This is a genomic window from Kutzneria sp. CA-103260 (genome assembly GCF_018263855.1).
Lineage (GTDB): Bacteria > Actinomycetota > Actinomycetes > Mycobacteriales > Pseudonocardiaceae > Kutzneria.
Window position 1 is genome coordinate 2,999,015 of the sequence record NZ_CP073318.1, and the last position, 23,737, is coordinate 3,022,751.

Below are 23,737 nucleotides of genomic sequence, written 5' to 3' on the forward strand. Positions count from 1 at the left end.
GTCCCGTGTGTGCTCAGTGAGGAGACCACCGTGTCCGCACGTCGCTGGCTGGGCGTAGCCGCAGCCGTGAGCCTGGCCGTCACCGCGTTGGCCCCGCCGTCCGTGTCCGCCGCCCCCCAGGCCACCTGCGCCTGGGTCGGCTCGACGGCCCCGATCCCACAGAGAGTCGCCCAGGTCCTGGCTGAGATGAGCCAGGACCAGAAGATCAGCCTGCTGCACGGCACCGGCGGCGGCTACGTCGGCAACACGCCGGCGATCCCGGCGTTGTGCATCCCGGCGCTGGGCCTGGAGGACGGCCCGGCCGGCGTCGGCGAGAACCTGAACGGCGTCACGCAGCTGCCGGCCCCGGTGGCGGCGGCGGCAACCTGGGACGTCGACGCCGAGAACCAGTACGGCCAGCTGGTCGGCAGCGAGGAGGCCGGCAAGGGCGCCAACGTCAACCTCGGCCCGACGGTCAACATCGTCCGCGATCCCCGCTGGGGACGGGCCTTCGAGTCGCTGACCGAGGACCCGTACCTGGCCGGGCAGCTGGGCGCGGCGGAGACCCGCGGCGTGCAGGGGACCGGGGTGCTGGCGCAGATCAAGCACATCGGCGTCTACAACCAGGAAACCAACCGGAACACGCCGTCGGACAACGCCGTCATCGACAGCCGAACCATGCAGGAGATCTACCTGCCGCAGTTCGGGGCGGGCGTGCAGCAGGGTGCGGCGTCCTCGGCGATGTGCTCGTACAGCACGGTGAACGGCACCTACGCCTGTCAGAACCCGGCGCTGATGAACGGCCCGCTGCGGACCCAGTTCGGCTTCCCGGGTTTCGTGACCTCGGACTGGGGCGCGACCCACTCGACGGCCGCCTCGGCCAACGCGGGCATGGACCAGGAGATGCCGGGCGGCGATTTCTTCGGCAGCGCACTGGGAACCGCCGTGCAGAACGGCCAGGTGTCGCAGGCGACGCTGAACACCATGGTGAGCCGCATCCTCACGGAGATGTTCGCCTTCGGCCTGTTCGACAACCCCCGCACCGGCAACACCGGGGCGACCGTCACCTCCACCGCGCACAAGACGGCGGCCCGGCAGATCGCCGCCGAGGGCACGGTTCTGTTGCGTAACAACAATGTGCTGCCGGTGAACACCTCGACGGTGCACTCCATCGCGGTCCTGGGCGCGGACGCCAGCACCTCGCCGCAGACCGCGGGCGGCGGCAGCGCGAAGGTCAACTCGTCGGGCACGGTCACGCCGCTGCAAGGGATCACCAGCCGCGCGGGCTCCGGTGTCACCGTGCAGTACGCCCCCGGCGACACCTCCGGCAACATCGCCCAGGCCGTCACGCTGGCCCAGAACTCTAACCTTGCCATCGTGTTCGCCAGCTACAACGAGGCCGAGGGCAGCGACCTCGGGAGCATCGACCTGCCGGGTGTGCAGAACCAGCTGATCACGCAGGTGGCCGCGGCCAACCCGAACACCATCGTGGTGCTCAACACCGGCTCGGCCGTGACGATGCCGTGGGTGAACAACGTCGCCGGCATCCTGGAGGCCTGGTATCCGGGCCAGGAGGACGGCAACGCCATCGCCTCGGTGCTGTTCGGCGACACCAACCCGTCGGGCAAGCTGCCGGTCAGCTTCCCCAAGAGCCTCGCCGACGTGCCGGCGCACACCCAGGCGCAGTGGCCCGGCAGCAACGGCCAGGTGCAGTACTCGGAGGGCGTCAAGGTCGGCTACCGCTGGTACCAGGCGCAGAACATCGCCCCGCTGTTCCCGTTCGGCTTCGGCTTGTCCTACACCAGCTTCGCGTTCAGCAACCTCCAGGTCGGCGCGCTCGACGCGCACGGCAAGACCACGGTGACGGCGACCGTCACCAACACCGGCAGCCGCGCGGGCTCGGACGTCGCGCAGCTGTACGTGGGCGATCCGGCCAGCACCGGTGAGCCTCCCTTGCAGCTCAAGGGATTCAGCCGCGTCACCCTGCAACCTGGGGCGTCGACCACGGTCAGCTTCCCGGTGACGCTGCACGATCTGGCGTACTGGAACAACAACGCGTGGACCACCGCGCTCGGCTCGTACCAGATCGCCGTCGGGGATACGTCTTCCGCGCCGCAGCTGTCCGGCACGCTGACCGTCGCCAGCACCAACGCCGGCAACACCGTCACCGTGACGAATCCCCAGGGTATGAGCAGTCCGGTCGGTACCGCGGTCAGTTTGCCCATCCAGGCCACGGATTCCGCCGGCCAAGCCCTCACCTTCACCGCGACCGGTTTGCCGGCCGGACTGGCGATCGCTGGCAACGGCACGATCTCCGGCACCGCCACCACCGGCGGCACCAGCACCGTCACCGTCACGGCGACCGACGGCACCGGGGCTGCCGGCTCCACGACTTTCGTCTGGACGGCCACCACTGGCAACGGCGGCACCGGGCACACCGGGGCGATCACCGCCGGGGTCGGCGCCAACCTCTGCCTGGACGTCCGCTCGGCCAGCACCGACAACGGAACCCCAGTGCAGATCTACACCTGCAACGGCACCACCGCGCAGACCTGGACCGTCGGCTCGGACGGCACCGTGCAGGCGTTGGGCAAGTGCATGGACATCACCAGCGCGGGCACCACCAACGGCACCAAGATCCAGCTGTACGACTGCAACGGCACCGGTGCCCAACAGTGGCAGCCGCAGGCCAATGGCGCACTGCTGAACCCGAGCTCCGGCCGATGCCTCGACGATCCCTCAGCCTCCACGGCGAACAGCACGCAGCTGCAGATTTGGGACTGCAACGGCCAGGTCCAGCAGCGGTGGACGCTACCGTCCTGACGAACCCGGGCCGGCGGATCACCCCGCCGGCCCGGCTAGTCCATACCGGACTAGTACGGTGCACCCTGTGCCGACCCGCGGACAGCTGACGCCCCTGACCATCGCCGTGCTCGCGCTGCTGGCCGAGGCCCCGATGCATGCCTACCGGATGCAGCAGCTGATGAAGGAGCGCGGTGTGCAGCTGGTGGTCAACGTCCGTAACCGGTCCGGCCTGCACGCGGCGATCGACCGGCTGGCTCGGGACGAGCTGATCCGCGTGCACGCCGTGGAGCGCGATTCCCGACACCCGGAGCGCACGGTGTACGCCCTGACCGAAACCGGCCGGGGCCAGTTGCTGGACGGTCTGCGAGACGGCGTTTCCGCACCGGCACAGGAGTTTCCGCTGTTCCCGGCGGTGGTCTCGTTCCTGCACCTGCTCGATCCGCAGGACGCTCGAACGCAACTGGAGCGGCGGATCGAGGCACTGGAACGGACCCTCGGCGAGACGCAGGCCGTGCTCGACGCCTCCCACCAGGCGCACGTGCCAAGGCTGCACCTGCTGGAGCACGAGTACCGGCATAACGTGACCTCCGCGGAGTTGGCTTGGGCACGGGGAGTTGTCGCCGACCTCGCCGCTGGCACGCTCACGTGGTCGCTGCCGCCGTCCGGGTGATCGGCCGCCGTTCCCCGGCGGGACCCAGGTGACGCGCCGTAAGGTGCGGACTCGGTGAGCATCGAAGCTGAATCCGCATTCAGGCGATCTCCCGACGCTGAGCCGTGGCGGCTGCTCCTGCGTGACCGTGACGGCACCATCCGGGGCGCGGGGATCGCCCTGGCCGGGGGTGCCATTCTGACCTGCGCTCACGTGGTCGGGACCCCCGACGCGGAGATCACCGCGGAGTGGGTCGACCTCCCGGACGCCGGTGCGCGGACGGCCCGCCTGGTCCCCGGTGGCTGGGCGCCGACGCTGGACAACGGCGGCGCGGACATCGCGCTGTTCCAGACCATCGAGCCGTGCGACCTGCCCGGCACGCTGCTCAGCCGCCTGCCGTCCCCACGCAACCGCACGGTGCACGCCTTGGGTTTCCCGGCCCCGTACGAGTTCGGCGTGGTCGCGACGGCGGTGCTGGCCGGGCGCAGCGGCCCGGACAACGAGTGGATCCAGCTCGACCACACCGAACGTGGCCGGGTCCGGCCCGGGTTCAGCGGCGCGGGCGTGGTCGACGACCGCAGCGGCGCAGTCGTCGGCATGGTCGTCACGTCCGCTCGTGGCGACGAGGAGAAGCCGGCCTGGCTGATCCCCGTCGAGACGCTGATCCGGCACGTGCCGGCGATCGGCCGCTGGCTCGGCCCGGACGTGCCGCGCGGGGACTGGCAGCCGTGGATCGGCCTGATCCAGATCGTGATCACCGGGTCCGGCCCGATCGACGCCGGCCGGGTGGTGGACGCCGCCGGCAAGTCGACGGCCGAGGTGGAGCGGTCGCTGCCGCCGCCCACGGAGCGGATGTCCCTTGGGGTGGCCGGAATCGAGCAGGCCCAGGAGCCGGAGCAGGTGCTGGACGACGTCGTCGGTCCGCTGGTGCGCCGGGGCGCGACGGTGGTGCTCCAGTTCGAGGACGAGTCGTCGCCGGCCGCGGAGCTGGCCCGGCAGTGGCAGCAGGACGCCCTCCAGGACCGGGTTGACGCGCTGGCCGAGGGCATCGCCGAGCTCGCCGACCGGGAGCGTGGCGCGCGACGCCGGCGGGCTCGGTTCAAGGGGGTGCACGAGATCCCCGCGCTGGCCGCCGAGCTCGAACTGCCGAAGGTGATCCTGCGGGCCAGCATCCGCGACCAGGAGCCGATCAAGCTGGCCCGCGCCCTGCACCACTACGAGCGCCAACTGGTGCGGCACCTGGCCGTGGTCGCCGACGCCGAGCAGGAGAACGACGCGCTGGCCAAGGAATTCGAGCGGCTGCGGGGAATGCTGGCCACCTACAACGCCATCGCCGTCGAGCACGGCCTGGCCGAGGACGAGCAGCTGGTCGAGCTGTACCGGGAGGCCCGGGCCGCGCTCGACGCCCGCGAGTACCTGGCCGTCATCCGGACGCGGGTCCGGGCCTACGTGGCGGAGGTGCGGCGGCGGACATGAGCGCCGAGACGATGTGCTGCGGCCGGCCGGTCGGGCCGACCGGATACTGCGACGTCTGCGGCCGGCGCAAGATCACCACGGAGCAGATCGCCAAGGGGCCTGACGCCGAGCCGCCGCACCCGGTCCGGCCGCCGGCCACCAGCTCCTGGGGCGGCACCGACGTCTACCAGCTGACGTCGCTGCCGGCCCGCGAGCCGAGTCTGCTCACCGACCCCACCTATCCCGAGGACCGCCAGTACTGCGGATCCTGCCGGCGGCCGGTCGGCCGGCGCGTCGGCACCCAGCCGCCGGTGGTGACCGGCTTCTGCCCGCACTGCGGCACCCGGTTCTCGTTCGTGCCCAAGCTCGAACCCGGCGACGTGGTGGCCGACCGGTACGAGGTGATCGGCTGGCTGGCGTTCGGCGGCCTGGGCTGGCTCTACCTGGCCGGCGACCGGTTCCTGCCCGAGACCCGGGTCGTGCTCAAGGGCGTGATCAACCCGACCGACGCGCTGGCCATGCAGCTGGCCCGCAAGGAACGCGACACGCTGACCCGGCTCGACCACCCCTACGTCGTGCGGATCATCACCTACGTCGAGCACACCGACCCGAACACCGGCCACCGCGACGAGTACATCGTCATGGAGTTCGTGGACGGCCCGTCGCTGCAGGAGATCCTCGACAGCGGCGACCCGCTGCGGCTGGAGGACGTGACCACCTACGGCCGGCACATACTGTCCGCTTTGGACTATCTGCACGGCCTGGACCTGCTCTACTGCGACATGAAGCCCAACAACGTGATGCGCACCGGCAACCGGCTCAAGGTCATCGACCTGGGCGCCACCCGGGCCGTCGGCGACCGGGACAGCGCGATCGTCGGCGCGGAGCCGTTCCAGGTCAGCCGGGACGAGATCGCCGAGCACGGCCTGACCGTGCGGTCCGACGTGCACACGGTCGGCGAGACGCTGCGCTGGCTGTTCGACGCGGCCGAGGAGCAGGAGCCCCGGCCGGACCAGGTGGCGTTCGCCATCGAGTCGATGGGGCTGCTGATCGACCGCGCGCTCGGGCCGTACGAGCGGCGGTTCGCCTCGGCGGCGGAGATGTCCGAGCAGCTCGACGGCGTGCACCGGGAGCTGTTGTCGCTGCGGGACGGCAAGCCCCGGCGGATGCCCGCGACCCGTTTCGCCAACACTCACGAACTACTGGACGCCGGCCTCGGCGCGGTGCCGGGCCTGGACCGCTGGACGTTGGCCGACCGACCCGACGCGACGATCGACGACGGCTGCCCGCCGGCGCCGGTGGCGGCCGCGCGGCTGCCGGTGCCCAAGCCGGCCGATTCCGATCCGGTGGCCGAGTTCCTGGCCGCCCGCTCGGCGGCCGCGCCCCGGCAGCTGCTGCGCGAGTACGAGCAGTTCCCGGCCGAGTCCGTGGAACTGGACCTGGCGTCGGCCCGCGCGCACATCGAGCTCGGCGAGCCGGATGAAGCCCGGCGGCGCATCGACCGGGCCATCACGATGCTCGGCGGCTGGGCCGAGCACGACTGGCGGATCGCCTGGCACCTCGGCCTGTTGGCGTTGGCCGAGGACGACGTGGCCGGCGCGCTGGCGGCGTTCCGCAACGTCTACGCGGACGTGCCGGGCGAGGTCGCCCCCAAGCTGGCCATCGGTTTCTGCCTTGAGCGGCAAGGAAATCTCGACGAGGCCCGGCAGCACTACACGGTGGTGTGGAGCCGGGACGACGAGCAGGCCAGCGCCCTGTTCGGGCTGGCTCGTATCGCGCTGCGGCAACACAACCGGGCCGAGGCGGTGGAAGTGCTGGACTGGCTGCCCCGGCTGTCGCGTCACCACGACGCGGCGCAGATCGCCGCGGTGCGGGTGCTGCTGGCCCGGCTGGACGGTGAACCGCCGTCGGTGGCCGACGTCAACGCCGCCGAGGACCGGCTGCCCCGGCTCTATCTCGACGGCGGCGAGGAGAACGGCGAGACCCGGCAACGGCTGTCCAGCGCGCTGCTGGACGTCGCGCTGGACAAGTTCGAGTCGAAGTCTCCCGAAACGAAGGACTGGCGGGGCGGGCCGCTGCTGGGCGCCCCGGTCACCGAGGACGGGCTGCGCGACCGGCAGGAGGCGGTGCTGCGGGTGTTGGCCGACCACGCCGAGGACACCGGCCGCAGCCACGTGCTGATCGACGCGGCGAACACCGTACGGCGACGGACGAGGACGTGACGGTGAGCGAATTCTCCCTTGAGGTGGGCCAGAACCGGTTTCTGTCCCGGGTGGACACCCACATGCACGCGGTGCTGAAGGTGCGGGCCCGGGACGTCGACGGCCCGGCGGTGCGGCCGTCGGCCGAGGTGCTGGTGGTGGACTGCTCCAGCTCCATGGACTGGCCGCCGACGAAGATCGCCAACGCCCGCAAGGCCGCCGCCGCGGCGGTCGACGCGCTGCCCGACGGCACGTGGTTCGCGCTGGTGGAGGGCACAGACGAGGCGACCATGCGCTACCCGGACACGCCTCGCCTCGTGCCGGCCGACGCCCGGACCCGGCAACGCGCGAAGGCCGCCGCCGGGCACCTGGTGGCCATCGGGGCGACGGCCATGAGCACCTGGCTCAGCCTGGCCCGCGACCTGCTCGACACCCGTCCCGACGCGGTCCGGCACGCCCTGCTGCTCACCGACGGCCGCAACGAGAGCGAACCGGCCTCGGTCCTGCACCGCGTGCTGGACGAGTGCGAGGGCCGCTTCACTTGCGACGCAAGGGGAATCGGCGACGACTGGGAGCCGGAGGACCTGCGTCGCATCGCCGGCGTGCTGCGGGGCACGGCCGACGCCGTGGTCGAGGACGCCGACCTGCCGGCCGAGTTCCGGCGGCTGATCCGCTCGGCCACCGACAAGGCGGTGCCCGACCTGCGGCTGCGCCTGGTCACGCCGGCGTTCGCCCGGCTCGAGTCGATCCGGCAGGTGGCGCCGGCCGACATCGACCTGACCGACCGGGTGGTGGCGGTGAAGCCGGGCGTGGTCGAGGTGTCCACCGGGGCGTGGGGTGAGGAGGCCCGGGAGTTCTTCCTGACCCTGGCCGTCGACATGCGCGGCCGGCCGCGCTTCGAGGACCTCCAACTGGGCCGGGTGGAGCTGGTGCCGCCGGACGCCTCGGTGCGGGTGCCGGCCGCGCCGACGCCGATCCTCGGGCATCTCACCGAGGACGTGCGGCTGTCCACCCGGATCGACGAGGACGTCGAGCGCTACACCGTGCAGGCCGACCTGGGGCAGCGGCTCAAGGCCGGCTGGGTCCGGTTCGGCGAGGACGACCATCAGGGCGCGGTGGCCGAGTGGGGCGAGGCGGTGCGGCTGGCCACCCAGCTCGGCAACACCGAGATCCTGCGCCGCCTGGGCCGGCTGGTCGACATCGACCCGGACAGCGGCGAGGTCACCCTCAAGGACGACATCCGGCCGCGGGACGGCTTCGCCGCCGTGCTGAGCCTGGCCAGCGCCGCGACGTCCGACACCCCCGTCACGCCGGAGGCGGTCCCCGGCGGGCAGCCGCGCCAGTGTCCGGACTGCCCGGAGCTGTCGCCGCCGGACGCCCAGTTCTGCATGCACTGCGGCCACCGGTTCGAGGTCGCGCCGTGACGGAGCGAGTCAGCACGACCCGCCGTGACCTGATCCGGTTACGCCTCGGCCTACTCGGGCTGACTGTGGTGGTGCTGGCGCTGTCGGTCTGGTCGTTCGCGGCGACCCAGTCGGTGCTGGGCACCGTGCGGAACCAGACCGCGCCGGCCGTCCTCGATGTCGCCTCGGCCCGGGCGGCCCTGATGCAGGCCCATTCCGCCGCCGTGAGCAGCTTCGTGCACCGGGGCGCCCAGCTCGTCGGCCCGGGGGAGCAGTACACGACCGATCTGGCCGTGGCCCAGCAGGACCTGGCCCGCGCCGCCGGGGACAATGCCGCCGGCCCGACCGGCAGCGCCGAACTTCAGCTGATCGCCGGGCTGCTGGCCACCTACAGCGACTGGATGAGCCAGGCCGGCGCGCACTATCCCGGCACCTTGTCCTCCACTGATCTCTGGTACGCCGCGCGTTCGCTGTACGGGGACGATCAGACCCTGGAGCATCTGAACACGCTGGCCAGCAGCCAACGGCAGGAGCTGGACCAGCAGCTGACCGAGGGCTGGCTCAACCCGTTGACCGTGCTGGCCTGGGCGCTGCCGTCGCTGGCGTTGCTGGGCCTGCTCGTGCGCACCCAGCAGTACCTGTGGCGCACGTTCGGCCGGCGGTTCAACCCCGCCCTGCTCGGGGCGACAGTGCTCCTGCTGGCGCTGATAGCCGCCACTTCGACCTCTCTCGTGCTGGCCGGCCGGGCCCACACCGCGACCGCCGCCCTGACCACCTACGTCATCACCTCCGACAAGCAGTCCGACGCCGTCTCGGCCGCCGCCCAGCACGACCTGATCGCCTTGGTGCGCAACGGCTGCGCCGGGAGCTGCGGCGCGACAGTGCCGACTGTCCCGCCGTTCCAGACCCTGACCGCGACCGCCCCGCCGCCGTCCGCCGCCGCGGACGCCAGCGCCGAATTCGACAGCGCGACCGACCTCGGCTGGCTGCTCGTGGCGATTCCGGTGCTGGCGCTGGGGATTGCCGCCTTGGCGCTGGCCGGCCTGCAACCCCGGATCGACGAATACCGGTACCGCTCATGAAGCGATTGACGATCCTCCTTGTCGCCGTCCTGATGGCCGGCTGCCTCACCGGCTGCGGGCCCGCGACGACCGAACTCACCGTGCTCGGGCCGTGGACCGGCGCCGAGGAGCAGTCCTTCCGGGCCATGTTCCACGACTTCGAGACCGCCGACCACGTCACGATCAACTACACCGGAACGCCCGCGGTGAACCAGGTTCTGCGGGCCGACGTCCAAAAAGGACAGCCGCCGGACGTGGCGATCCTGTCCAGCCCGGGGGAGTTGGCCCGCTACGCCGCCGCCGGCCAGCTGCGCACCGTCTCCGGCCTGGACGCCACCGCGTACAGCGGCCAGTGGCGGACACTGCTCAAGCTGGGCTCGCAGAACAACACCTACGCCGTGCCGGTGAAGGCCGACCTCAAGAGCATCGTGTGGTTCAACGCCAAGACCTCCCCGGGCCTGCGGCTGTCGAACTGGTCCGAGTTGCTGGACTACACCGCCAAGGGCGCGCCCAACACATGGTGCCTGGGCATGGAGGCGTACTCCACCTCCGGCTGGCCCGGCACCGACTGGATCGAGGACATCCTGCTGCACCAGTCCGGCCGCGCGGCCTACGACCTGTGGGCCGACGGCGGCCTGTCGTGGAAGTCGTCCGAGGTCGAGGCCGCCTGGCGTGCGTGGGGCCAACTCCTGGCCGCCCAGGGCCAGCAGTCCGTGCGCTCCGCCGCGCTGCTGACGTACTTCGGCGACGCCGGCAAGCAGATGTTCGCCACCCAGAACCGCTGTCTGCTGGAGCACCAGGGCTCCTTCGCCCCCGGCTCCTATCCGCCGTCGGCCAGCTACGACTTCTTCCCGTTTCCCAGCCTCAATCCCGCCGTCGGGCCCAGGACCTTCGAGGTCTCGGTGAACCTCGCCGGCCTGTTCACCGACAATCCCCTGGCCCGCGACTTCATGACGTACCTCGCCGGCGGCCCGGCCCAGGCCGTGTGGCCGGCCCAGCAGGGCAGCCGCGCCTATTCGGTCAACCGCACGGTGCTCGACGCCGGCGTGTACAAGGATGCCGTGAGCAAGGCCATCGGGAGCGCCCTGACCACTGCCGACGTGCTGTGTCTGGACGCCTCCGACGTGATGCCGGCCGAGATGGCCGACGCCTTCTCCCGGGCGGTGCTGGAATACCTGGGCGACCCCAGCCGCCTGGACACCATTCTGGACGGTCTGGAGAACGTCCGTCTCGGACTGGCCGACCCGCCCACCCTGTCCGCGTGCGGCTGAGCAGAAGGAGAGTTGATGACCGAGGTGATGCGGATTCCGCTGGACGGCGGGGGATCGGTGCTGGTCGAGGTCGAGCCGGCGCCGGGCCTGGAGCGGGCCGGCCGGGTCGGGGACATGGTGCGGGACGCCTCGCAGTCGCTGGAGCAGGCCCTGACGCAGGTGCGGGACGCGGCCGCGGCGGCGGTGACGCAGTTCGTGCAGATGCCGAGCCGGCCGGACGAGATCGAGCTGAAGTTCGGGCTCAAGCTGGACGCCCAGGCCGGGGCGGTGATCGCCCGGACCGGCATGCAGGGGCACTTCGAGGTGAAACTCAAGTGGGCAGCCGAAAAGCCCTGACCTCGCCGGCCAGGGCTTCGGGGGTGGGTCAGCGGCGCTTGGCCAGGATGTCCACGCCGAGCGCCGTGCGGACGGCGGCGTTGCGCAGGTAGAGGCCGGCCCACACGAGGATGCCGATGTAGACCGGGAACAGCAGGGTGGAGAACATCGGTGCCTCGACCCGCAGGTTGGCGCAGAACGCCCCGCCCAGGTAGGCGGTCTGGAACAGCGCGCCCAGCACTGCGGTGCGTGGGATGACGTAGAGCACCAGGCAGCCCAGTTCCAGCAGGCCGGTCACCAGCGCCGCGTAGGCCGGGAAACCCTGCTGCTGGAAGGACTGGGCCACGAAGTCGGGGTTCGACAGGTGCATCACGGCGTCGAACAGCAGGAACAGCACGACGAAGGCGCTGATGCCGCGGCCGATCTTGGTGGCCAGCGGGGCCTTGGCCTTGGCTGCCTTGGTGGTGGTGGTGGTGGTCTGGGCGGTGCCGGCGATCGCGGTCATCTCGGTGCTCCGATCGTGGTGGTCTCTCGTGCTCTCACCACTGCGTCGGATGAGCCCTGCCCCGGATCGACATGCCGCCCGGACTTTTTCAGGAGATTTTTCCGAAGGTCGCCAGCAGGCCGGTCCTGATCTCTGGCCGACCGGCCGCGACCAGCAGGAACGTGGCCTCGCGGACCAGGCGCTGGGCATGGCTGCCGGCCAGGATGCCCCGGCTGCCGGTCGCCGCGACCAGCGCGCCGGCGCAGCGGTAGGTCAGCTCGGCGGCGGCCACCCGGGCCGCCGGCATGGAGGCCTGGTCGATCAGGCCGCCGTCCAGCCGGTCCCGGACGTCGTCGATCTCCTTGCGCAGCCGGTCGGCGACCGCGCCCTGGCCGGCCTCCTCGATCAGCCGGGTCGCCCGGTCGGCCACACCCAGCGGGGCACAGCCGTTGAGCCGGGACGCGAACGCCGCGCTGCCGCCGACGAAGTCCTCGTACGGCACCGTGGCGTAGATCCGCTCGTCGGGCACGAAAAAGTCGGCCAGCTTCAGGTGCACGGTCGCCGTGCCCTGGGCCGCGACCAGGGTCAGCGGCTCGTGGGTCAGGCCCGGGGCGTCGACGGCGTCGATCACCGCGCTGACGATGGTGTCGCCGTCGCGGCCGGCCACCTGGAGCAGGTCGATCACGCCCCAGCCGCTGACGAACGGCGCCTCGCCGTCGAACACGTAGCCGCCGTCCACCCGGCTGGCCCGCACCTTCGGCGTCGGCGGGATCACCGCCGCGTACGCCACGCCCCCGCGCAGCCGGCCGGCCGCCAGCTCCGCCAGGTACCGCTCGCGCAGCGGCTCATTGGTCGAGGCGTAGATGCCGCGGGTCAAGCCGTGATGCTGGATCCAGGTGAACATGGTGGCCAGGCAGCCGCCGGCGAAGGCCTCCAGGATCGCCACCGTCTCCGGCAGGCCCAGCGCCTCGTCCACGGCGATGCCGTAGAAGCCGTCGGCGGCCAGCAGGTCGAAGTGGCTGCGCGGCACCTTCCCGCTGCGGTCGACCTCGGCCGCCGCCGGGAACAGCACCTCGTCCGCGATGGCCCGGGCCCGGGCGACCAGCTCGTTCACACCTGTCAACCTATGTCGGACAGGTTCTCCGCGCACCGGATCAGCAGCATTGTGAGCCGGCCCCTATCGTCCGGGCTGAGGCCGGCCAGCATCCGGTTCTCCACCGTCGCCACCACCTTCTCGGCGTGTTCCAGCCGCTGCCGGCCCAGCTTGGTGAGGCTGGCCGGCCGGGCCCGGCCGGTCACAGCCTTCTCCGCGACCACCACCAGGCCGGCGCTGCGCAGGCCGGACAGCACGTCCTGGAGGGACTGCCGGGTCACGAAGCACCGCCTGGCCAGCTCGGCCGACGACGCGCCCGGGTGCTCGAACAGGGCGTTGAGCACCGCGTACTGGGACATCGACAGCCCCGCGTTGCGCAGCTCCACGTCGGCGGCGTGCCGGATCAGCTGCTGCACCCGCTTGACCAGGTAGCCGGGACGGAGCTCGGTGTTTCGGGCTTGACTCACGTCAGGATCCTGACACAGAATCGGCCATGTAAGGAACCTGACATCCAAGGAGTGAGACGCCGTGGCCACCACCATCGACCCGACCCAGCCGGTGACGACCCTGATCAACGTGTTCACGGTGCGCCCCGAGCGCCAGGCCGAGCTGGTCGCTCTGCTGTCCAAGGCCACCGACGAGGTGGTCGCCGGCATGCCCGGCTTCGTCTCGGCCAACATCCACGCCAGCACCGACGGCGTGCGGGTCGTCAACTACGCCCAGTGGACCTCGGCCGAGGCGATGGGGGCCATGCTCGCCGACCCCGTCGCCCAGCCCCACCTGGCGGCCGCCGCCGAGGTCGCCGAGTCCTTCGAGCCGCACACGTACACCGTTGAGGCCGTGCACAGTCGCTGATGGCGGCTACTGTCCGATCGTCCGCCGGGCCGGGCCGTTGGCGCTGCGGGGGACGATCGGCACCACGCCGACCGCGCTGAAGACAGCCACGAAGCCGTTCTCGATCTGGGTGGCGGTGTCGGGCCAGTAGCCGGGGCCGGTGCAGAAGTTCTGGTCACAGACTTCCGGCGGCGGGCCGGCACAGCCGGTGAGGAGCAGCACGACAGCGCCGGTGAGGGCGGCCAGGCGGAATCGGAACACGGCAGGACCTCTCATCCTCACGCGGCGTGGGCGGGGCGCGGCGAGCTGGAAGTCACCAGCACGATCACCCCGATGGCCAGCACAATCGCGATCACGGCTTGGTAGAACCCGGTGAACACGCTGACCAGCGCGCTCACCACACCCACCACCTCCATGACCACCGCGAGGCCGCGCGCCCAGGAACGCCGGGTCAGCAAGGCCGCCGCGACGGCGACCAGGATCGTGATCAGGGGATTGACCACGAGCACCAGCCACACCGACCCCGGGACTTCCTGGTTGTGGCCGAGGCGCACGATGGTCGTCAACACCTGCACGACCCAGATTCCCAGCGACGCCACGGCCTGCGCGAACATGACCGCCCGCGCGGTCCTCACCTGCCACCCGACCACAAGCCGCTCCCCTCAGTCCTGGCGCACGCTAGCCGCCTGTGGTGGGTACCCTCCCGGGCTTGTCTGCTACCCGCTACTTGATCCACCGCGCCGAATCCGACCCGAGGCGGGCCGCCGACTCGATAGCGTGAGCCCATGGGGCTCTCCGCAGCAGAACTGTATGACTTAGTCGGCAAGGACTACGAGACAGCGTTCGCGGACCTGGCCGCGCGGCGCGAGGAAATCGACTGGCTGCTCACCCAGCTGCCGCCCCGGGCCCGGGTGCTTGATGTCGGCAGCGGCACCGGTCGCCCCACCGCCGAACTGCTCTCCGGTGCCGGCCACGATGTGAGCGGCTTCGATGCCTCGTCCCAGATGGTCGAGATCGCCCGCGCCCAGGTGCCCGCCGCTCATTTCGAGGTCGCCGACCTGCGCACGGTGACCTATCCGGGCGGCAGCTGGGACGCCGTGACGGCGTTCTTCTCGCTGTTCCAGCTGACCCGCGCCGAGATCGACGCCGCGCTGGCGAAGTTCGCCGACTGGCTCACTCCGGGCGGCATCTTCCTGCTGGCCACCGTGCCGTCGGACTCCGACTGTCGGCAGACGCAGTTCATGGGCCACCCCATCACCGTCAGCAGCTACCTGCGCGAGACGTTCCTCGACCGGATCAGCGCCGTCGGACTGGAGATCGTGCGGGACCGGCTCGTCGAGTACAAGCCGGCCGACACCGCCATCCGCCCCGAGCACGACCTCTTCCTGGCCGCTCGCAAGCCCTGAACCCGACGAAGGCGCGGAACATGACTTCCACCAGGCAGGACGGCGACAGCTGGGACCTGGCCTCCAGCGTCGGCACGACGGCGACCGGCGCCGCGGCGGCCCGGGCGGTGGCCACCCGCCAGGACCGATCGCTGTTCGCCGACCCGTTCGCCGCACCGCTCGTCCGGGCCGTCGGCATCGAAGCCCTGACCCGGCTGGCGACCGGCGAAGTCGCCCCGGACGGCGTCATCGACCAGGCGTGGATCGACATCGCCAAGATACGCGGCAAGTTCTACGACGACTTCTTCCTCGACGCGACCGGCGCGGGCATCACGCAGGCCGTGATCCTGGCCTCGGGACTGGATTCCCGCGCGTACCGACTGCCCTGGCCGACCGGGACCGTGGTGTACGAGCTCGACCAGCCACAGGTCATCGCCTTCAAGACCCGTGCCCTGGCCGATCTGGGCGCCGAGCCCACAGCCGACCGGCGAGTGGCCGGGGTCGATCTGCGTGACGACTGGCCCGCCGCACTGCGCACCGCCGGCTTCGACCCGGCCCGACCGACCGCGTGGAGCGCCGAAGGCCTGCTGGGCTATCTGCCACCCGAGGCACAGGACCGCCTGCTCGACACGATCACCGAACTCAGCGCGCCGGGCAGCCGGGTGGCCACCGAAAGCAAGCCCAACCCGCGCCCAGGGGACGAGGACAGGACGAAGGAACGCCTGAACCGCATCTCCGAGAGCTGGCGTGCGCAAGGCTTCGACGCCGACATGGCGAGGGTGCGCTATTACGGCGAGCGCAACGAAGCGGCTCCCTACCTGACCGATCTCGGCTGGGTGCTGGACGCCACCAGCATCCGAGACCTGCTTGCCGCCCACGGCCTTTCGTCGCTCGGGGACGACGACATGCGCATGGGCGACGTGCTCTACGTCAGCGGTGATCTGCCAATGAGGTCCAGGGCGTAATTCACTCGACGGCGTCGACAGAATCGACGCCATGGAGTCGGTTCTGGTCAATTTCGTCTACGCGCAGCCGGTGGGCCACGCCGTCGAGGCCTTGCACTACAGCCTCGGCTACCACGCGGCCGACCCGAGCCGGCGCATCGGCGTGGTCCTCAACGCGGACACGCCGGCGGAGATGGCGACGTGGTGCCCGTTCATCGACGAGGTGCACACGATCCGGCTCGACCTGTTCGACCCGGCCACCGATGCCCGCGACCAGCTGGAGAAGATCGGCCGGGACTGGGACCACGTCGTCAACGACGTCCGGCTGACGCAGCCGGCGCAGCGGGAGTTCTTCCCGGGCCTGGCCGCCTACTACGACCAGGCCGACGCCTACTTCACCGGCGAGAAGGGCTGGGCTGGCACCAAAAAAGGGCCCTCGTACCAGCCGCGGCAGCCGCTGCGACTCGATTTGCCGGAGCCGGAAACCACATCCGGGTTCACGGTGCTGCTCGGTGGCAGCGCCCAGCGCAGCATGTACCCGACGATCACGTCCTGGGAGCTGATCCTCACCGCCCTGGCCGATCGCCTCCCCGGCACGGAATTCCGGTTGCTGGGCAAGCTGTCCGAGGACGGCCGGACCCGAACGACCTACCACCGCGCCGAGTACGAGCGGCTGGCGGCCGCCGTGCCCGGTGCGCGGCTGGCGCTGGACCTCCCGCTGCGGGACCAGCTGACACTGGTCCGCGCGTCGAAGGTCTTCCTGTCGCCGCACACCGGGTTCGGCATGGCCGCCCTGGCCGCCGGCACCCCGTGGCTGTGCCTGTCGGGCAACCGCTGGCCGGAGTTCTACTTCAACGACGGCGTGCCCTTCTACTCCGTGCTGCCGGACCGCGCCCGCTTCCCCAGTTACACCCAGTTCGGTCCGAACCCGGCGGACGTCGACGACGAGGGGCCACGCGCGCCGAGCATGTCGGCCGCCCGGATCCGGGCGGACCTACCGGAACTGCTCGACGCCGCGACGCTCCTGGCCGACGGCGACCTGGACTACGCCGCCGCGCTGGCCGGCCACCGCGACCGGCTGCACCGGTGCTGGGGCGGCGACCGCTCGATGATGTGGTCGATCGACAACGTGCTGGGCTGATCGGTGCTCAGCTGACGGCCGCCAGCAGGGCACTGCGCTGCGCCGAGCCGACACCGCCGACCCGGCGCGACTCGGCGATCTCGCAGCCGCGCATCAGCTCGGCGGCCCGCACCGGGCCGACCCCCGGTAACGCCTTGATGACGGCGATGATCCGCGTCTTGCGCACCACCTCGTCGGTCTCGGCGCGTTCGAACACTTCCGGCAGCTGCACGGTCCCCGCCTTGAGACCGGCCAGCAGATCAGCGCGGGCCTTGCGGGCTCGCTGAGCTTTGGCCAGCGCGTCGGCACGCTGCTGGGCCGTGAGTGCGGGCAGAGCCATGGTGATCCCTTCGACGTCGATGCCGTGACGTTGCGGCGAGTTCCGATAATGGCCTCGACCGGGCTCCGAGCACGGGCATTCGACGATCTGCGAAAGAAACCACCCGGTCAGCGCAACGCGGGCACCCTCATCGTGAGAGTTCCGGCCTCTGCGTCCAGGTCCCCGACCAGGCCGAGCGGCACCGTCAGCGCCGCCGGCCGGTGTCCGAAGCCCAGTTCCCACCCGATCGGCACGCCCAGTCCACCCAATCGGTCCAGCATCGTGGCGCGCACGTGCGCGAGGTCGCCGCAGCCCGTCCACGAGCCCAGCGCGATGCCGGCGACACCGTCGAACCAGCCCGCACGCAGCAGTTTCGTGAGGATCACGTCCAGCCGGTACGGGTCCTCGTTCACGTCCTCCAGCACCACGACAGCGCCGTCCGGCGGGCGCACGGCCCCCCGCGCGGCCAGCCCAGCGCCCAGCAGGCTGAGATTGCCGCCCACAACCACACCCGAGGCGTGGCCCGCAACCAGTGGCCCCGCGCCCGGCCGGGTCAACACCCGAACGGAGTCAGGATCGAACACCGTCGAGCGAAAGTGCCCTTGCGCCGCCTCGTCCTCGACGAACGCCTGGGTGGCCAGCATCGGCGCGAACAGCGTCACCAGGCCCAGCCGGGCGCCGAACTGCTCGTGCAGCACGGTCACGTCGCTGGAGCCGACGAACAGCTTCGGCCCGGCGGCCGCCATCGCCGTCCAGTCGACCAGGTCGACCATCCGCAGGCAGCCGTAGCCGCCGCGGACACAGAACACCGCCGCCACCTCCGGGTCGCACCAGGCGTCCTGGAGATCGGCGGTCCGGTCCTCGTCGGCGCCGGCCAGGTAGTTCAACGTGGGATGGCGGTCCAGCACGTGCTTGCCCATCCGCACCCGCAGGCCCCACGACTGGATGATCTCGACGCCGGCCTTGAGCAGTTCCGGCGGCATCGGCCCGGCCGGCGCGACCAGGGCGACCAGGTCGCCGGGCCGCAGCCGGTCGGCCCTAATCCGGTCTGCTGGGACTCGGACGGCCCCGACCCGGTCGCCGGTCACGTGTCCAGCGCCAGCCGCGGCACGTCGATCGGCTCGAACTCCAGCACCTGGCCGTAGAACGACAGCTCCGCCTCCAGCGCCGCGATGATCGTCTCGGCCCGGCGGAAGCCGTGCTGCTCCCCGGCGAAGCCGATGTAGGCGTGCCGGATGCCGCGGCCGGCGATGGCCCGCGCGAACGCCTCAGTGTGCGCCGGCGGGCAGACCTCGTCCTCCAGGCCCTGCAGCAGCAGGATCGGCCCGGCCAGCTGGTCCGGCCGCGCGCTGGGGGAGCGCTCCACGTACAGCTCTCGGGAGGTCGCCAGCGGGCCGATCAGCCCGTCCAGGTAGCGGGATTCGAAGTCGTGGGTCTCGCCGCTGGCGAAGGCGACCATGTCCACCGCCGGGTACATCGCGTTGCCGCAGGCGAACGGCGACGGCATGGTCATCGCCGCCGCGGTGGTGAAGCCGCCGGCGCTGCCGCCGCGGATCGCCAGCCGGGCCGGGTCGGCGGTGCCCTCGTCGGCCAGGGCCTGCGCGACGGCGCCGCAGTCCTGCACGTCGACCACGCCCCACTGGCCGCGCAGCCGCTCCCGGAACTCCCGGCCGTAGCCGGTGGAGCCGCCGTAGTTGACCGCGACCACGCCGATGCCGCGACTGGTGAAGTAGGCGAAGTTCAGGCTCAGCGTGCCGACCACGTCGCCGGTCGGGCCGCCGTGCACGTGGATCACGTACGGCGGCAGCTCGCCCTCGGGGGCGGCGAAGTCCGGGTTGGTCGGCGGGTACACGAACGCCGGGATCCGCTCGCCGTCCGGGCTGGTGAAGATCCGCGCCTGCGGCGGCGGCAGGTAGGCCTCGGCCAGCGGCAGCGGGTCGCCGGCGGTCAGTTCCACGGTCTCGCCGGTGGACAGGTCCAGCCGCACCGCCGCGGCCTCCCGGCGCGGGCCGGCGGCGATGCCGACGACCACGCCGTTCTCGGCGGCGATCTGCCCGAGCCAGATCGGCAGGTCGGTCTCCACGTCGGTGACCGTGCCGCTGCGCTCGTCCAGCACGGCCAGCGCGCTGCCGCGGATCAGCACGTGCCGGCCGCCGCCCAGCGGCGCGAACCAGCTGCTGCCCAGCCGCCACAGCGGGCCGCCCAGCTCCTCCTCGCACGGCGCGAGGTTGGTGGCCGTGCCGTCCAGGGTGATCCGGTGCAGGTTCCACCAGCCCTGCGGATCGGTCAGCGCCAGCAGCGCATCCGGGGTCTCCCAACGGAACTGGCACACCGACTCGGTCGGGCCGCCGGCGATCACCTGGTGCTCGCCGACCTCGCTGTCCTCGCTCAGCTCGGCCACGCACAGTTCGGTGCCGTCCCACGGCATCGCCGGGTGGTCCCAGCCCAGCCAGGCCACCCGCCGGCCGTCCGGCGACGGCTTCGGCGCGGACATGAAGTGATGGCTGGCGGCCAGCACCCGCACCGGCTTCGAGCCGTCGACCGGCAGCGCCACCAGCTCGCGGCGCACGTCCAGGGGAGCGTCGCCGAACTGCGTCTCCCGCACGCACCACACCTCGGCGCCGTCCGGACTGGACGTCAGGTCGGCGTAGCGGAAGCCGTGCTCACGCTCCGGCGCCGGGCTGATCGGCTCCGGAGCGGCGGCCGCGTCGTCCGGGTCCACCAGGTACACCCGCTGGTCCGCCCAATGGGTGAAAGCGATCTTGCCGCCGACGAAGGCCCACGGCCGGCCGCCGTACTCGTGCACGCGGTTGCGGGCGTTCCAGGGCGCGGCCAGCACCTGCCGGGGCTGTTCGCCCGGGGCCCCGGAGCGCATCAGCACCACCCGGCCGCCCTCCTCGGGCCGGCTCTCCGCCCACCAGGTCTCCCCGTCGTGCAGGTCCACCCACTGGATCGACCCGCCCGCCCTGGCCACGTCCCGCGCGGCCAACGGGGAGGTCCACGCTCCGTACGACGCGATCTTCACCACGGCACGACCCTAACCAACCGGGGCCGGTTCCCGTGGGTGCCGTCCGCTCACAGCGATCATGGCTGTGAACGGGAGGGGACGTGCGGCCGTGGCGGGCCGCGTGCCTTAGGGTCATTACTGCCATGGCTCGTGTCATTCATGTATTCCGCCAGCCCGACCGGTTCGTAGCGGGAACCGTCGGGGAACCTGGTGACCGCACCTTCTACCTCCAGGCGGCCGAGGACGGCCGGCTGGTGAGCGTGGTGCTGGAGAAAACGCAGTTGTCCGTGCTCGCCGACCGGATCGGCTCGCTGCTGGAGGAGGTGCAGCGGCGCTTCGACGCCGAGGTGCCCGACAGCGCGCCCGACGATCTCATCGACACCGACCCGCTCGCGGTTCCGGTGGAGGAGGAGTTCCGGGTCGGCACGATGGGGCTGGGCTGGGACGCCGAGTCCACCGCGGTGGTGGTCGAGCTGCTGGCCGTCACCGAGGAGGAGGTGGACGAGGCGGTCGTGCTCGACGACACCGAGGAGGGCCCGGACGCCGTCCGGGTGTTCCTCACGCCGCCGGCCGCCCGCGCCTTCGCCGCCCGCGCCGACCGGGTCGTCAACGCCGGCCGCAAACCCTGTCCGCTGTGCGAGGAGCCGCTCGACCCCAGTGGTCACGTCTGCCCGAGGCAGAACGGCTACCGTCGCACCGAGGACAGCTGAGCCCGCGGTGCTGCCCACCGACCCCGGGGCGCTGGAGTTGGTCGAGCGCGGTCGGATCGAGGTGACCGGCCGGCTGGTGGACGCGTCCAACGCGACGCTGTTCGGCACCATCAGCCGGCACGGCGTGCAGGCCAACTGCGTGTACAAGCCGATCAACGGCGAGCGGCCGCTGTGGGACTTCCCCGACGGCACGCTGGCCGGCCGCGAGGTCGCCACCTACCTGGTGTCCCAGGCCGCCGGCTTCGACCTCGTGCCGCCCACGGTGTTACGCCCCGGCCCGTTCGGGCCCGGCATGGTGCAGCTGTGGGTGGACACCGACGAGGACGCCGACCTGATCGACATCGTGGCGGCCGACGAGGTGCCCGCAGGCTGGAAGGGCGTGCTGCACGCCACCGACCGGTACGGCGACCCCGCCGTGCTCGTGCATGCCGACCACCCCCGGCTGCGGCTGATGGCAGCGATGGACGTCGTCGTCAACAACGCCGACCGCAAGGGCGGGCACGTGCTGCACACCGCGACCGACGCGGTGTACGGCGTCGACCACGGCATCTGCATGCACGCGGAGACCAAGCTGCGGACCGTGCTGTGGGGCTGGCTCGGCGAGCCGCTGTCAGCCGAGGCCGTGGAGGCGCTGCGCAAGCTGCGGGCTGGGCTGGACGGCGACGTCGCCGAGCAGCTGTCCGAGCACCTGACCCGGCGCGAGGTCTCCGCCGTGATCACCCGCACCGACCTGCTGCTGGCCGCCGGCGTCTACCCGAAACCCTCCGGCGAGTGGCCGGCCATTCCCTGGCCGGCGTTCTAGGCCCGCGTTGCGGTGCGGAACTGGCCTGGGGCCTGCGACTTCGACCGCCGGAAGGCGCGGCTGAAGGCGTACACCGAGGTGTAGCCGACCGAGCGGGCGATGGCGTCGAGGGTGTCGTCGGTGTCCCGCAAGCGGGTCGCGGCCAGGTCCATGCGCCAGCGGGTGAGGTAGTCGGCCGGGGCGGCCCCGGTCACGGCGCGGAAGCGACGGGTCAGGGTGCTGCGGGAGATGGTCAGCTTGGACGCCAGCGACTCGGTGGTCCATGACCGGGCCGGCTCCTGGTGCAGCTCGGCCAGCGCGGCGCTGACCACGGGGTCGGTCAGCGCGCTCAGGTAGGTGCCGCGGACCTCGTCCGGCTTGCCGGCCAACCAGGCTCGCAAGGCCTGCACCAGCAGGATGTCGACCACCCGGTTGAGCACGTACGAGCTCGCGGCCTGCGGGCACGCCAGTTCCCTCGCCAACAGCCGGACGGTGTCGTCCAGGCCGGTGCCGCCGTTGTCGGCCCGGATGTGCAGCACCGCCGGCAGCGCGTTCATGACCTGCGTGGTCACCGTGGGGTCGTACTCGTAGCAGGCGCCGAGGACATGCGTCTGCACCTCGCCCGTTCCCAACCGCAGCACGCTGCCGTCGCCCATCGCGCTGCCGTCGCAGTCACGGCGTGGGGCTCGCGCTTCGGTGGGGGTGCTGCCCACTGCGTGTGGCGTTCCGCTCGGTAGCAGGACCACGTCGCCTGGCATCAGCTGCACCGGCTCCTCGTCGTGCCGGCAGAGCCAGGCTGTGCCCGAGGTGACCGCGTAGAACGCCGCGCCGCGCATCTTGTGCCACGACAGTCCCCAACTGCCGCCCGCCTCGATGCGCGCCCCCAAGGCCCCGCGCACCCCGCCGACCGCCAGCAGGTCACCCAGCAAGTCCATGTCAGCCATCGTAGTGATTCAATCGGATATGGATGTGGTCGATCTAGCTATCGATCAGACCATCCTGTGCCCCATATGGTCATGACATGACCGACTCGATCGACTTCAACGAGATGAACCGGCAGGTCATCGCCGAATTCCGGGCCAACGGCGGCAAGGCCGGCGGCATCGCCGAGGGCTACCCGCTGGTCCTCGTGCACCACATCGGCGCCAAGTCCGGCACCCCTCGCGTGACCCCCCTGGTGCCCTACGTCGAGGGCGACCGCATCTTCATCTTCGCCAGCAAGGGCGGCAGCCCCGAGAACCCCGCCTGGTTCCACAACCTGGTCGCCAACCCCCGCACCGAGGCCGAGTACGGCACCGACCGCTTCCCTGTCGTCGCCCGCGTCCTGTCCGGCGCCGAGCGCGACGACATCTACGCCAAGCAGATCGCCGCCCAGCCCCAGTTCAAGGAGTACGAGAGCAACACCGACCGGGTCATCCCGGTCATCGAGCTGGAGCGCGTCAGTTAGCTGGCGCCGTCGTGGACCGGGCGGCTGCCGAGCGGGGCCTTGAGGGTGACGGTGGTCTGGAAGATCGCGGCGATCATGGGCTGTGGGCCGGCGCAGTTGACCCCGGGGACCTGGCCCAGCAGCACGGTCACGGTGACGGCATCGGCGGACTCGGTGACGTCGACTCGGCCCAGTTTGGCGCACTCGGCGCGGCCGGAGGCGGTGTACTGGACGACGAGTTCGTTGCCGGCGCCGGGGGTGGCCTGGGTGAAGCGGGTCTTCTTCAGGTCGACGACGGAGGGATCGGGCATGGCGTGGTTGAGTCCGACGGACGCGGAGGGCGGCGGCGACATGACCACGGAGGTCGGCGGCGGCCCGACCGCGGAGACGACCAGGGTGTCGGGGCCGCCGCTCGCGCCGGGGTGAGCCGTGCCGCAGGCCGCGGTGAGCAGCAGCAGGCCGAGGACGGCGGGAATTCTTCGCATCATGCCTCCG

General features: G+C 71.5%; 24 protein-coding genes and 1 pseudogene. 15 read left to right on the plus strand and 10 right to left on the minus strand.

Going from position 1 to position 23,737, the window contains the following annotated elements:
• The first annotated feature begins 30 nt into the window (after positions 1-30).
• The 8 genes and pseudogenes from JJ691_RS12915 (at position 31) to JJ691_RS12950 (ending at position 11,160) form a co-directional block, all read left to right on the plus strand.
• Positions 31-2,802: a glycoside hydrolase family 3 C-terminal domain-containing protein gene (locus tag JJ691_RS12915; RefSeq protein ID WP_211769010.1), complete on the plus strand. Its 2,772-nt coding sequence runs from the start codon at positions 31-33 to the stop codon at positions 2,800-2,802.
• Between the two features lie 67 nt (positions 2,803-2,869).
• Complete coding sequence (locus tag JJ691_RS12920; RefSeq protein WP_211769011.1) at positions 2,870-3,454, plus strand: PadR family transcriptional regulator; 585 nt, start codon at positions 2,870-2,872, stop codon at positions 3,452-3,454.
• A gap of 54 nt (positions 3,455-3,508) precedes the next feature.
• A complete protein-coding gene (locus JJ691_RS12925; protein ID WP_211769012.1) occupies positions 3,509-4,909 on the plus strand; it encodes a S1 family peptidase in 1,401 nt (466 codons plus the stop codon).
• On the plus strand, positions 4,906-7,110 hold the full coding sequence (locus JJ691_RS12930) for a tetratricopeptide repeat protein (protein WP_211769013.1): 2,205 nt from the start codon (positions 4,906-4,908) through the stop codon (positions 7,108-7,110). The genes JJ691_RS12925 and JJ691_RS12930 overlap by 4 nt, the downstream gene beginning before the upstream one ends.
• Positions 7,107-8,513: a VWA domain-containing protein gene (locus tag JJ691_RS12935; protein ID WP_249227877.1), complete on the plus strand. Its 1,407-nt coding sequence runs from the start codon at positions 7,107-7,109 to the stop codon at positions 8,511-8,513. Before JJ691_RS12930 ends, JJ691_RS12935 begins: the two co-directional genes overlap by 4 nt.
• Positions 8,510-9,574 carry a hypothetical protein gene (locus tag JJ691_RS12940; RefSeq protein ID WP_211769014.1) on the plus strand — a complete coding sequence of 355 codons (1,065 nt, stop codon included), beginning with the start codon at positions 8,510-8,512 and terminating at the stop codon, positions 9,572-9,574. The genes JJ691_RS12935 and JJ691_RS12940 overlap by 4 nt, the downstream gene beginning before the upstream one ends.
• A gap of 32 nt (positions 9,575-9,606) precedes the next feature.
• Positions 9,607-10,521 (plus strand): annotated as a pseudogene (locus JJ691_RS12945) (ABC transporter substrate-binding protein); the annotation flags it as partial.
• A 318-nt stretch (positions 10,522-10,839) separates the two neighbouring features.
• The gene (locus tag JJ691_RS12950; RefSeq protein ID WP_211769016.1) at positions 10,840-11,160 is read left to right on the plus strand and encodes a CU044_2847 family protein; all 321 of its coding nucleotides are present in this window, start codon (positions 10,840-10,842) and stop codon (positions 11,158-11,160) included.
• 28 nt (positions 11,161-11,188) lie between these two features.
• Here JJ691_RS12950 and JJ691_RS12955 read toward each other — a convergent pair whose 3' ends face one another.
• The 3 genes from JJ691_RS12955 to JJ691_RS12965 form a co-directional block, all read right to left on the minus strand.
• Complete coding sequence (locus JJ691_RS12955; RefSeq protein WP_211769017.1) at positions 11,189-11,644, minus strand: DoxX family protein; 456 nt, start codon at positions 11,642-11,644, stop codon at positions 11,189-11,191.
• 88 nt (positions 11,645-11,732) lie between these two features.
• Entirely contained in the window at positions 11,733-12,737 is a 1,005-nt protein-coding gene (locus tag JJ691_RS12960; protein WP_211769018.1) for an acyl-CoA dehydrogenase family protein, read from the minus strand.
• A 5-nt stretch (positions 12,738-12,742) separates the two neighbouring features.
• Complete coding sequence (locus JJ691_RS12965) at positions 12,743-13,183, minus strand: MarR family winged helix-turn-helix transcriptional regulator (RefSeq protein WP_249227878.1); 441 nt, start codon at positions 13,181-13,183, stop codon at positions 12,743-12,745.
• A gap of 61 nt (positions 13,184-13,244) precedes the next feature.
• Here JJ691_RS12965 and JJ691_RS12970 point away from each other — a divergent pair, with 61 nt between their 5' ends.
• Positions 13,245-13,571 (plus strand): antibiotic biosynthesis monooxygenase family protein, encoded by a 327-nt coding sequence (locus JJ691_RS12970; RefSeq protein ID WP_211769020.1) that lies wholly within the window; start codon positions 13,245-13,247, stop codon positions 13,569-13,571.
• Between the two features lie 6 nt (positions 13,572-13,577).
• On the opposite strand, the gene JJ691_RS12975 is transcribed toward JJ691_RS12970, so the two are convergent.
• Both JJ691_RS12975 and JJ691_RS12980 read right to left on the minus strand, forming a co-directional pair.
• Positions 13,578-13,811: a hypothetical protein gene (locus tag JJ691_RS12975; RefSeq protein ID WP_211769021.1), complete on the minus strand. Its 234-nt coding sequence runs from the start codon at positions 13,809-13,811 to the stop codon at positions 13,578-13,580.
• Between the two features lie 17 nt (positions 13,812-13,828).
• Complete coding sequence (locus JJ691_RS12980) at positions 13,829-14,185, minus strand: hypothetical protein (RefSeq protein ID WP_211769022.1); 357 nt, start codon at positions 14,183-14,185, stop codon at positions 13,829-13,831.
• A gap of 150 nt (positions 14,186-14,335) precedes the next feature.
• Here JJ691_RS12980 and JJ691_RS12985 point away from each other — a divergent pair, with 150 nt between their 5' ends.
• Genes JJ691_RS12985 through JJ691_RS12995 form a run of 3 tightly spaced genes read left to right on the plus strand, consistent with a single transcriptional unit; the run spans position 14,336 to position 17,020 of the window.
• Positions 14,336-14,956: a class I SAM-dependent methyltransferase gene (locus tag JJ691_RS12985; RefSeq protein WP_211769023.1), complete on the plus strand. Its 621-nt coding sequence runs from the start codon at positions 14,336-14,338 to the stop codon at positions 14,954-14,956.
• Between the two features lie 20 nt (positions 14,957-14,976).
• On the plus strand, positions 14,977-15,900 hold the full coding sequence (locus JJ691_RS12990) for an SAM-dependent methyltransferase (RefSeq protein ID WP_211769024.1): 924 nt from the start codon (positions 14,977-14,979) through the stop codon (positions 15,898-15,900).
• 31 nt (positions 15,901-15,931) lie between these two features.
• On the plus strand, positions 15,932-17,020 hold the full coding sequence (locus JJ691_RS12995) for a hypothetical protein (RefSeq protein ID WP_211769025.1): 1,089 nt from the start codon (positions 15,932-15,934) through the stop codon (positions 17,018-17,020).
• A gap of 7 nt (positions 17,021-17,027) precedes the next feature.
• Here the strand turns inward: JJ691_RS12995 and mihF are convergent, their stop codons facing one another.
• From mihF to JJ691_RS13010, 3 genes are all read right to left on the minus strand, one after another.
• A complete protein-coding gene (gene mihF, locus JJ691_RS13000) occupies positions 17,028-17,339 on the minus strand; it encodes an integration host factor, actinobacterial type (RefSeq protein ID WP_211769026.1) in 312 nt (103 codons plus the stop codon).
• Between the two features lie 107 nt (positions 17,340-17,446).
• Positions 17,447-18,406 carry a S66 peptidase family protein gene (locus JJ691_RS13005; protein ID WP_249227879.1) on the minus strand — a complete coding sequence of 320 codons (960 nt, stop codon included), beginning with the start codon at positions 18,404-18,406 and terminating at the stop codon, positions 17,447-17,449.
• Positions 18,403-20,346 carry a prolyl oligopeptidase family serine peptidase gene (locus JJ691_RS13010; RefSeq protein ID WP_211769027.1) on the minus strand — a complete coding sequence of 648 codons (1,944 nt, stop codon included), beginning with the start codon at positions 20,344-20,346 and terminating at the stop codon, positions 18,403-18,405. The genes JJ691_RS13005 and JJ691_RS13010 overlap by 4 nt, the downstream gene beginning before the upstream one ends.
• A gap of 122 nt (positions 20,347-20,468) precedes the next feature.
• Here JJ691_RS13010 and JJ691_RS13015 point away from each other — a divergent pair, with 122 nt between their 5' ends.
• Entirely contained in the window at positions 20,469-21,035 is a 567-nt protein-coding gene (locus tag JJ691_RS13015) for a DUF3090 domain-containing protein (RefSeq protein ID WP_211769028.1), read from the plus strand.
• A 7-nt stretch (positions 21,036-21,042) separates the two neighbouring features.
• Positions 21,043-21,837, plus strand: coding sequence for an SCO1664 family protein (locus tag JJ691_RS13020; protein WP_211769029.1), 795 nt, complete (start codon positions 21,043-21,045; stop codon positions 21,835-21,837).
• On the opposite strand, the gene JJ691_RS13025 is transcribed toward JJ691_RS13020, so the two are convergent.
• Complete coding sequence (locus tag JJ691_RS13025) at positions 21,834-22,751, minus strand: AraC family transcriptional regulator (protein ID WP_211769030.1); 918 nt, start codon at positions 22,749-22,751, stop codon at positions 21,834-21,836. The genes JJ691_RS13020 and JJ691_RS13025 overlap by 4 nt on opposite strands.
• 86 nt (positions 22,752-22,837) lie before the next feature.
• On the opposite strand from JJ691_RS13025, the gene JJ691_RS13030 reads away from it, so the two are divergent.
• Positions 22,838-23,263: a nitroreductase family deazaflavin-dependent oxidoreductase gene (locus tag JJ691_RS13030; protein ID WP_211769031.1), complete on the plus strand. Its 426-nt coding sequence runs from the start codon at positions 22,838-22,840 to the stop codon at positions 23,261-23,263.
• On the opposite strand, the gene JJ691_RS13035 is transcribed toward JJ691_RS13030, so the two are convergent.
• Complete coding sequence (locus tag JJ691_RS13035) at positions 23,260-23,727, minus strand: hypothetical protein (RefSeq protein ID WP_211769032.1); 468 nt, start codon at positions 23,725-23,727, stop codon at positions 23,260-23,262. The two genes, JJ691_RS13030 and JJ691_RS13035, sit on opposite strands and share 4 nt — an antisense overlap.
• Between the last annotated feature and the right edge of the window lie 10 nt (positions 23,728-23,737).

What these genes read in the sequence shown, in the direction of transcription:
- JJ691_RS12955 (WP_211769017.1), bottom strand. Translation starts at nt 11,644, where the DNA reads ATGACCGCGATCGCCGGCACCGCCCAGACCACCACCACCACCACCAAG.
- JJ691_RS12930 (WP_211769013.1), top strand. Translation starts at nt 4,906, where the DNA reads ATGAGCGCCGAGACGATGTGCTGCGGCCGGCCGGTCGGGCCGACCGGA.
- JJ691_RS12985 (WP_211769023.1), top strand. Translation starts at nt 14,336, where the DNA reads ATGGGGCTCTCCGCAGCAGAACTGTATGACTTAGTCGGCAAGGACTAC.
- mihF (WP_211769026.1), bottom strand. Translation starts at nt 17,339, where the DNA reads ATGGCTCTGCCCGCACTCACGGCCCAGCAGCGTGCCGACGCGCTGGCC.
- JJ691_RS13030 (WP_211769031.1), top strand. Translation starts at nt 22,838, where the DNA reads ATGACCGACTCGATCGACTTCAACGAGATGAACCGGCAGGTCATCGCC.
- JJ691_RS12995 (WP_211769025.1), top strand. Translation starts at nt 15,932, where the DNA reads ATGGAGTCGGTTCTGGTCAATTTCGTCTACGCGCAGCCGGTGGGCCAC.
- JJ691_RS13015 (WP_211769028.1), top strand. Translation starts at nt 20,469, where the DNA reads ATGGCTCGTGTCATTCATGTATTCCGCCAGCCCGACCGGTTCGTAGCG.
- JJ691_RS12990 (WP_211769024.1), top strand. Translation starts at nt 14,977, where the DNA reads ATGACTTCCACCAGGCAGGACGGCGACAGCTGGGACCTGGCCTCCAGC.
- JJ691_RS13035 (WP_211769032.1), bottom strand. Translation starts at nt 23,727, where the DNA reads ATGCGAAGAATTCCCGCCGTCCTCGGCCTGCTGCTGCTCACCGCGGCC.
- JJ691_RS13025 (WP_211769030.1), bottom strand. Translation starts at nt 22,751, where the DNA reads ATGGACTTGCTGGGTGACCTGCTGGCGGTCGGCGGGGTGCGCGGGGCC.
- JJ691_RS12950 (WP_211769016.1), top strand. Translation starts at nt 10,840, where the DNA reads ATGACCGAGGTGATGCGGATTCCGCTGGACGGCGGGGGATCGGTGCTG.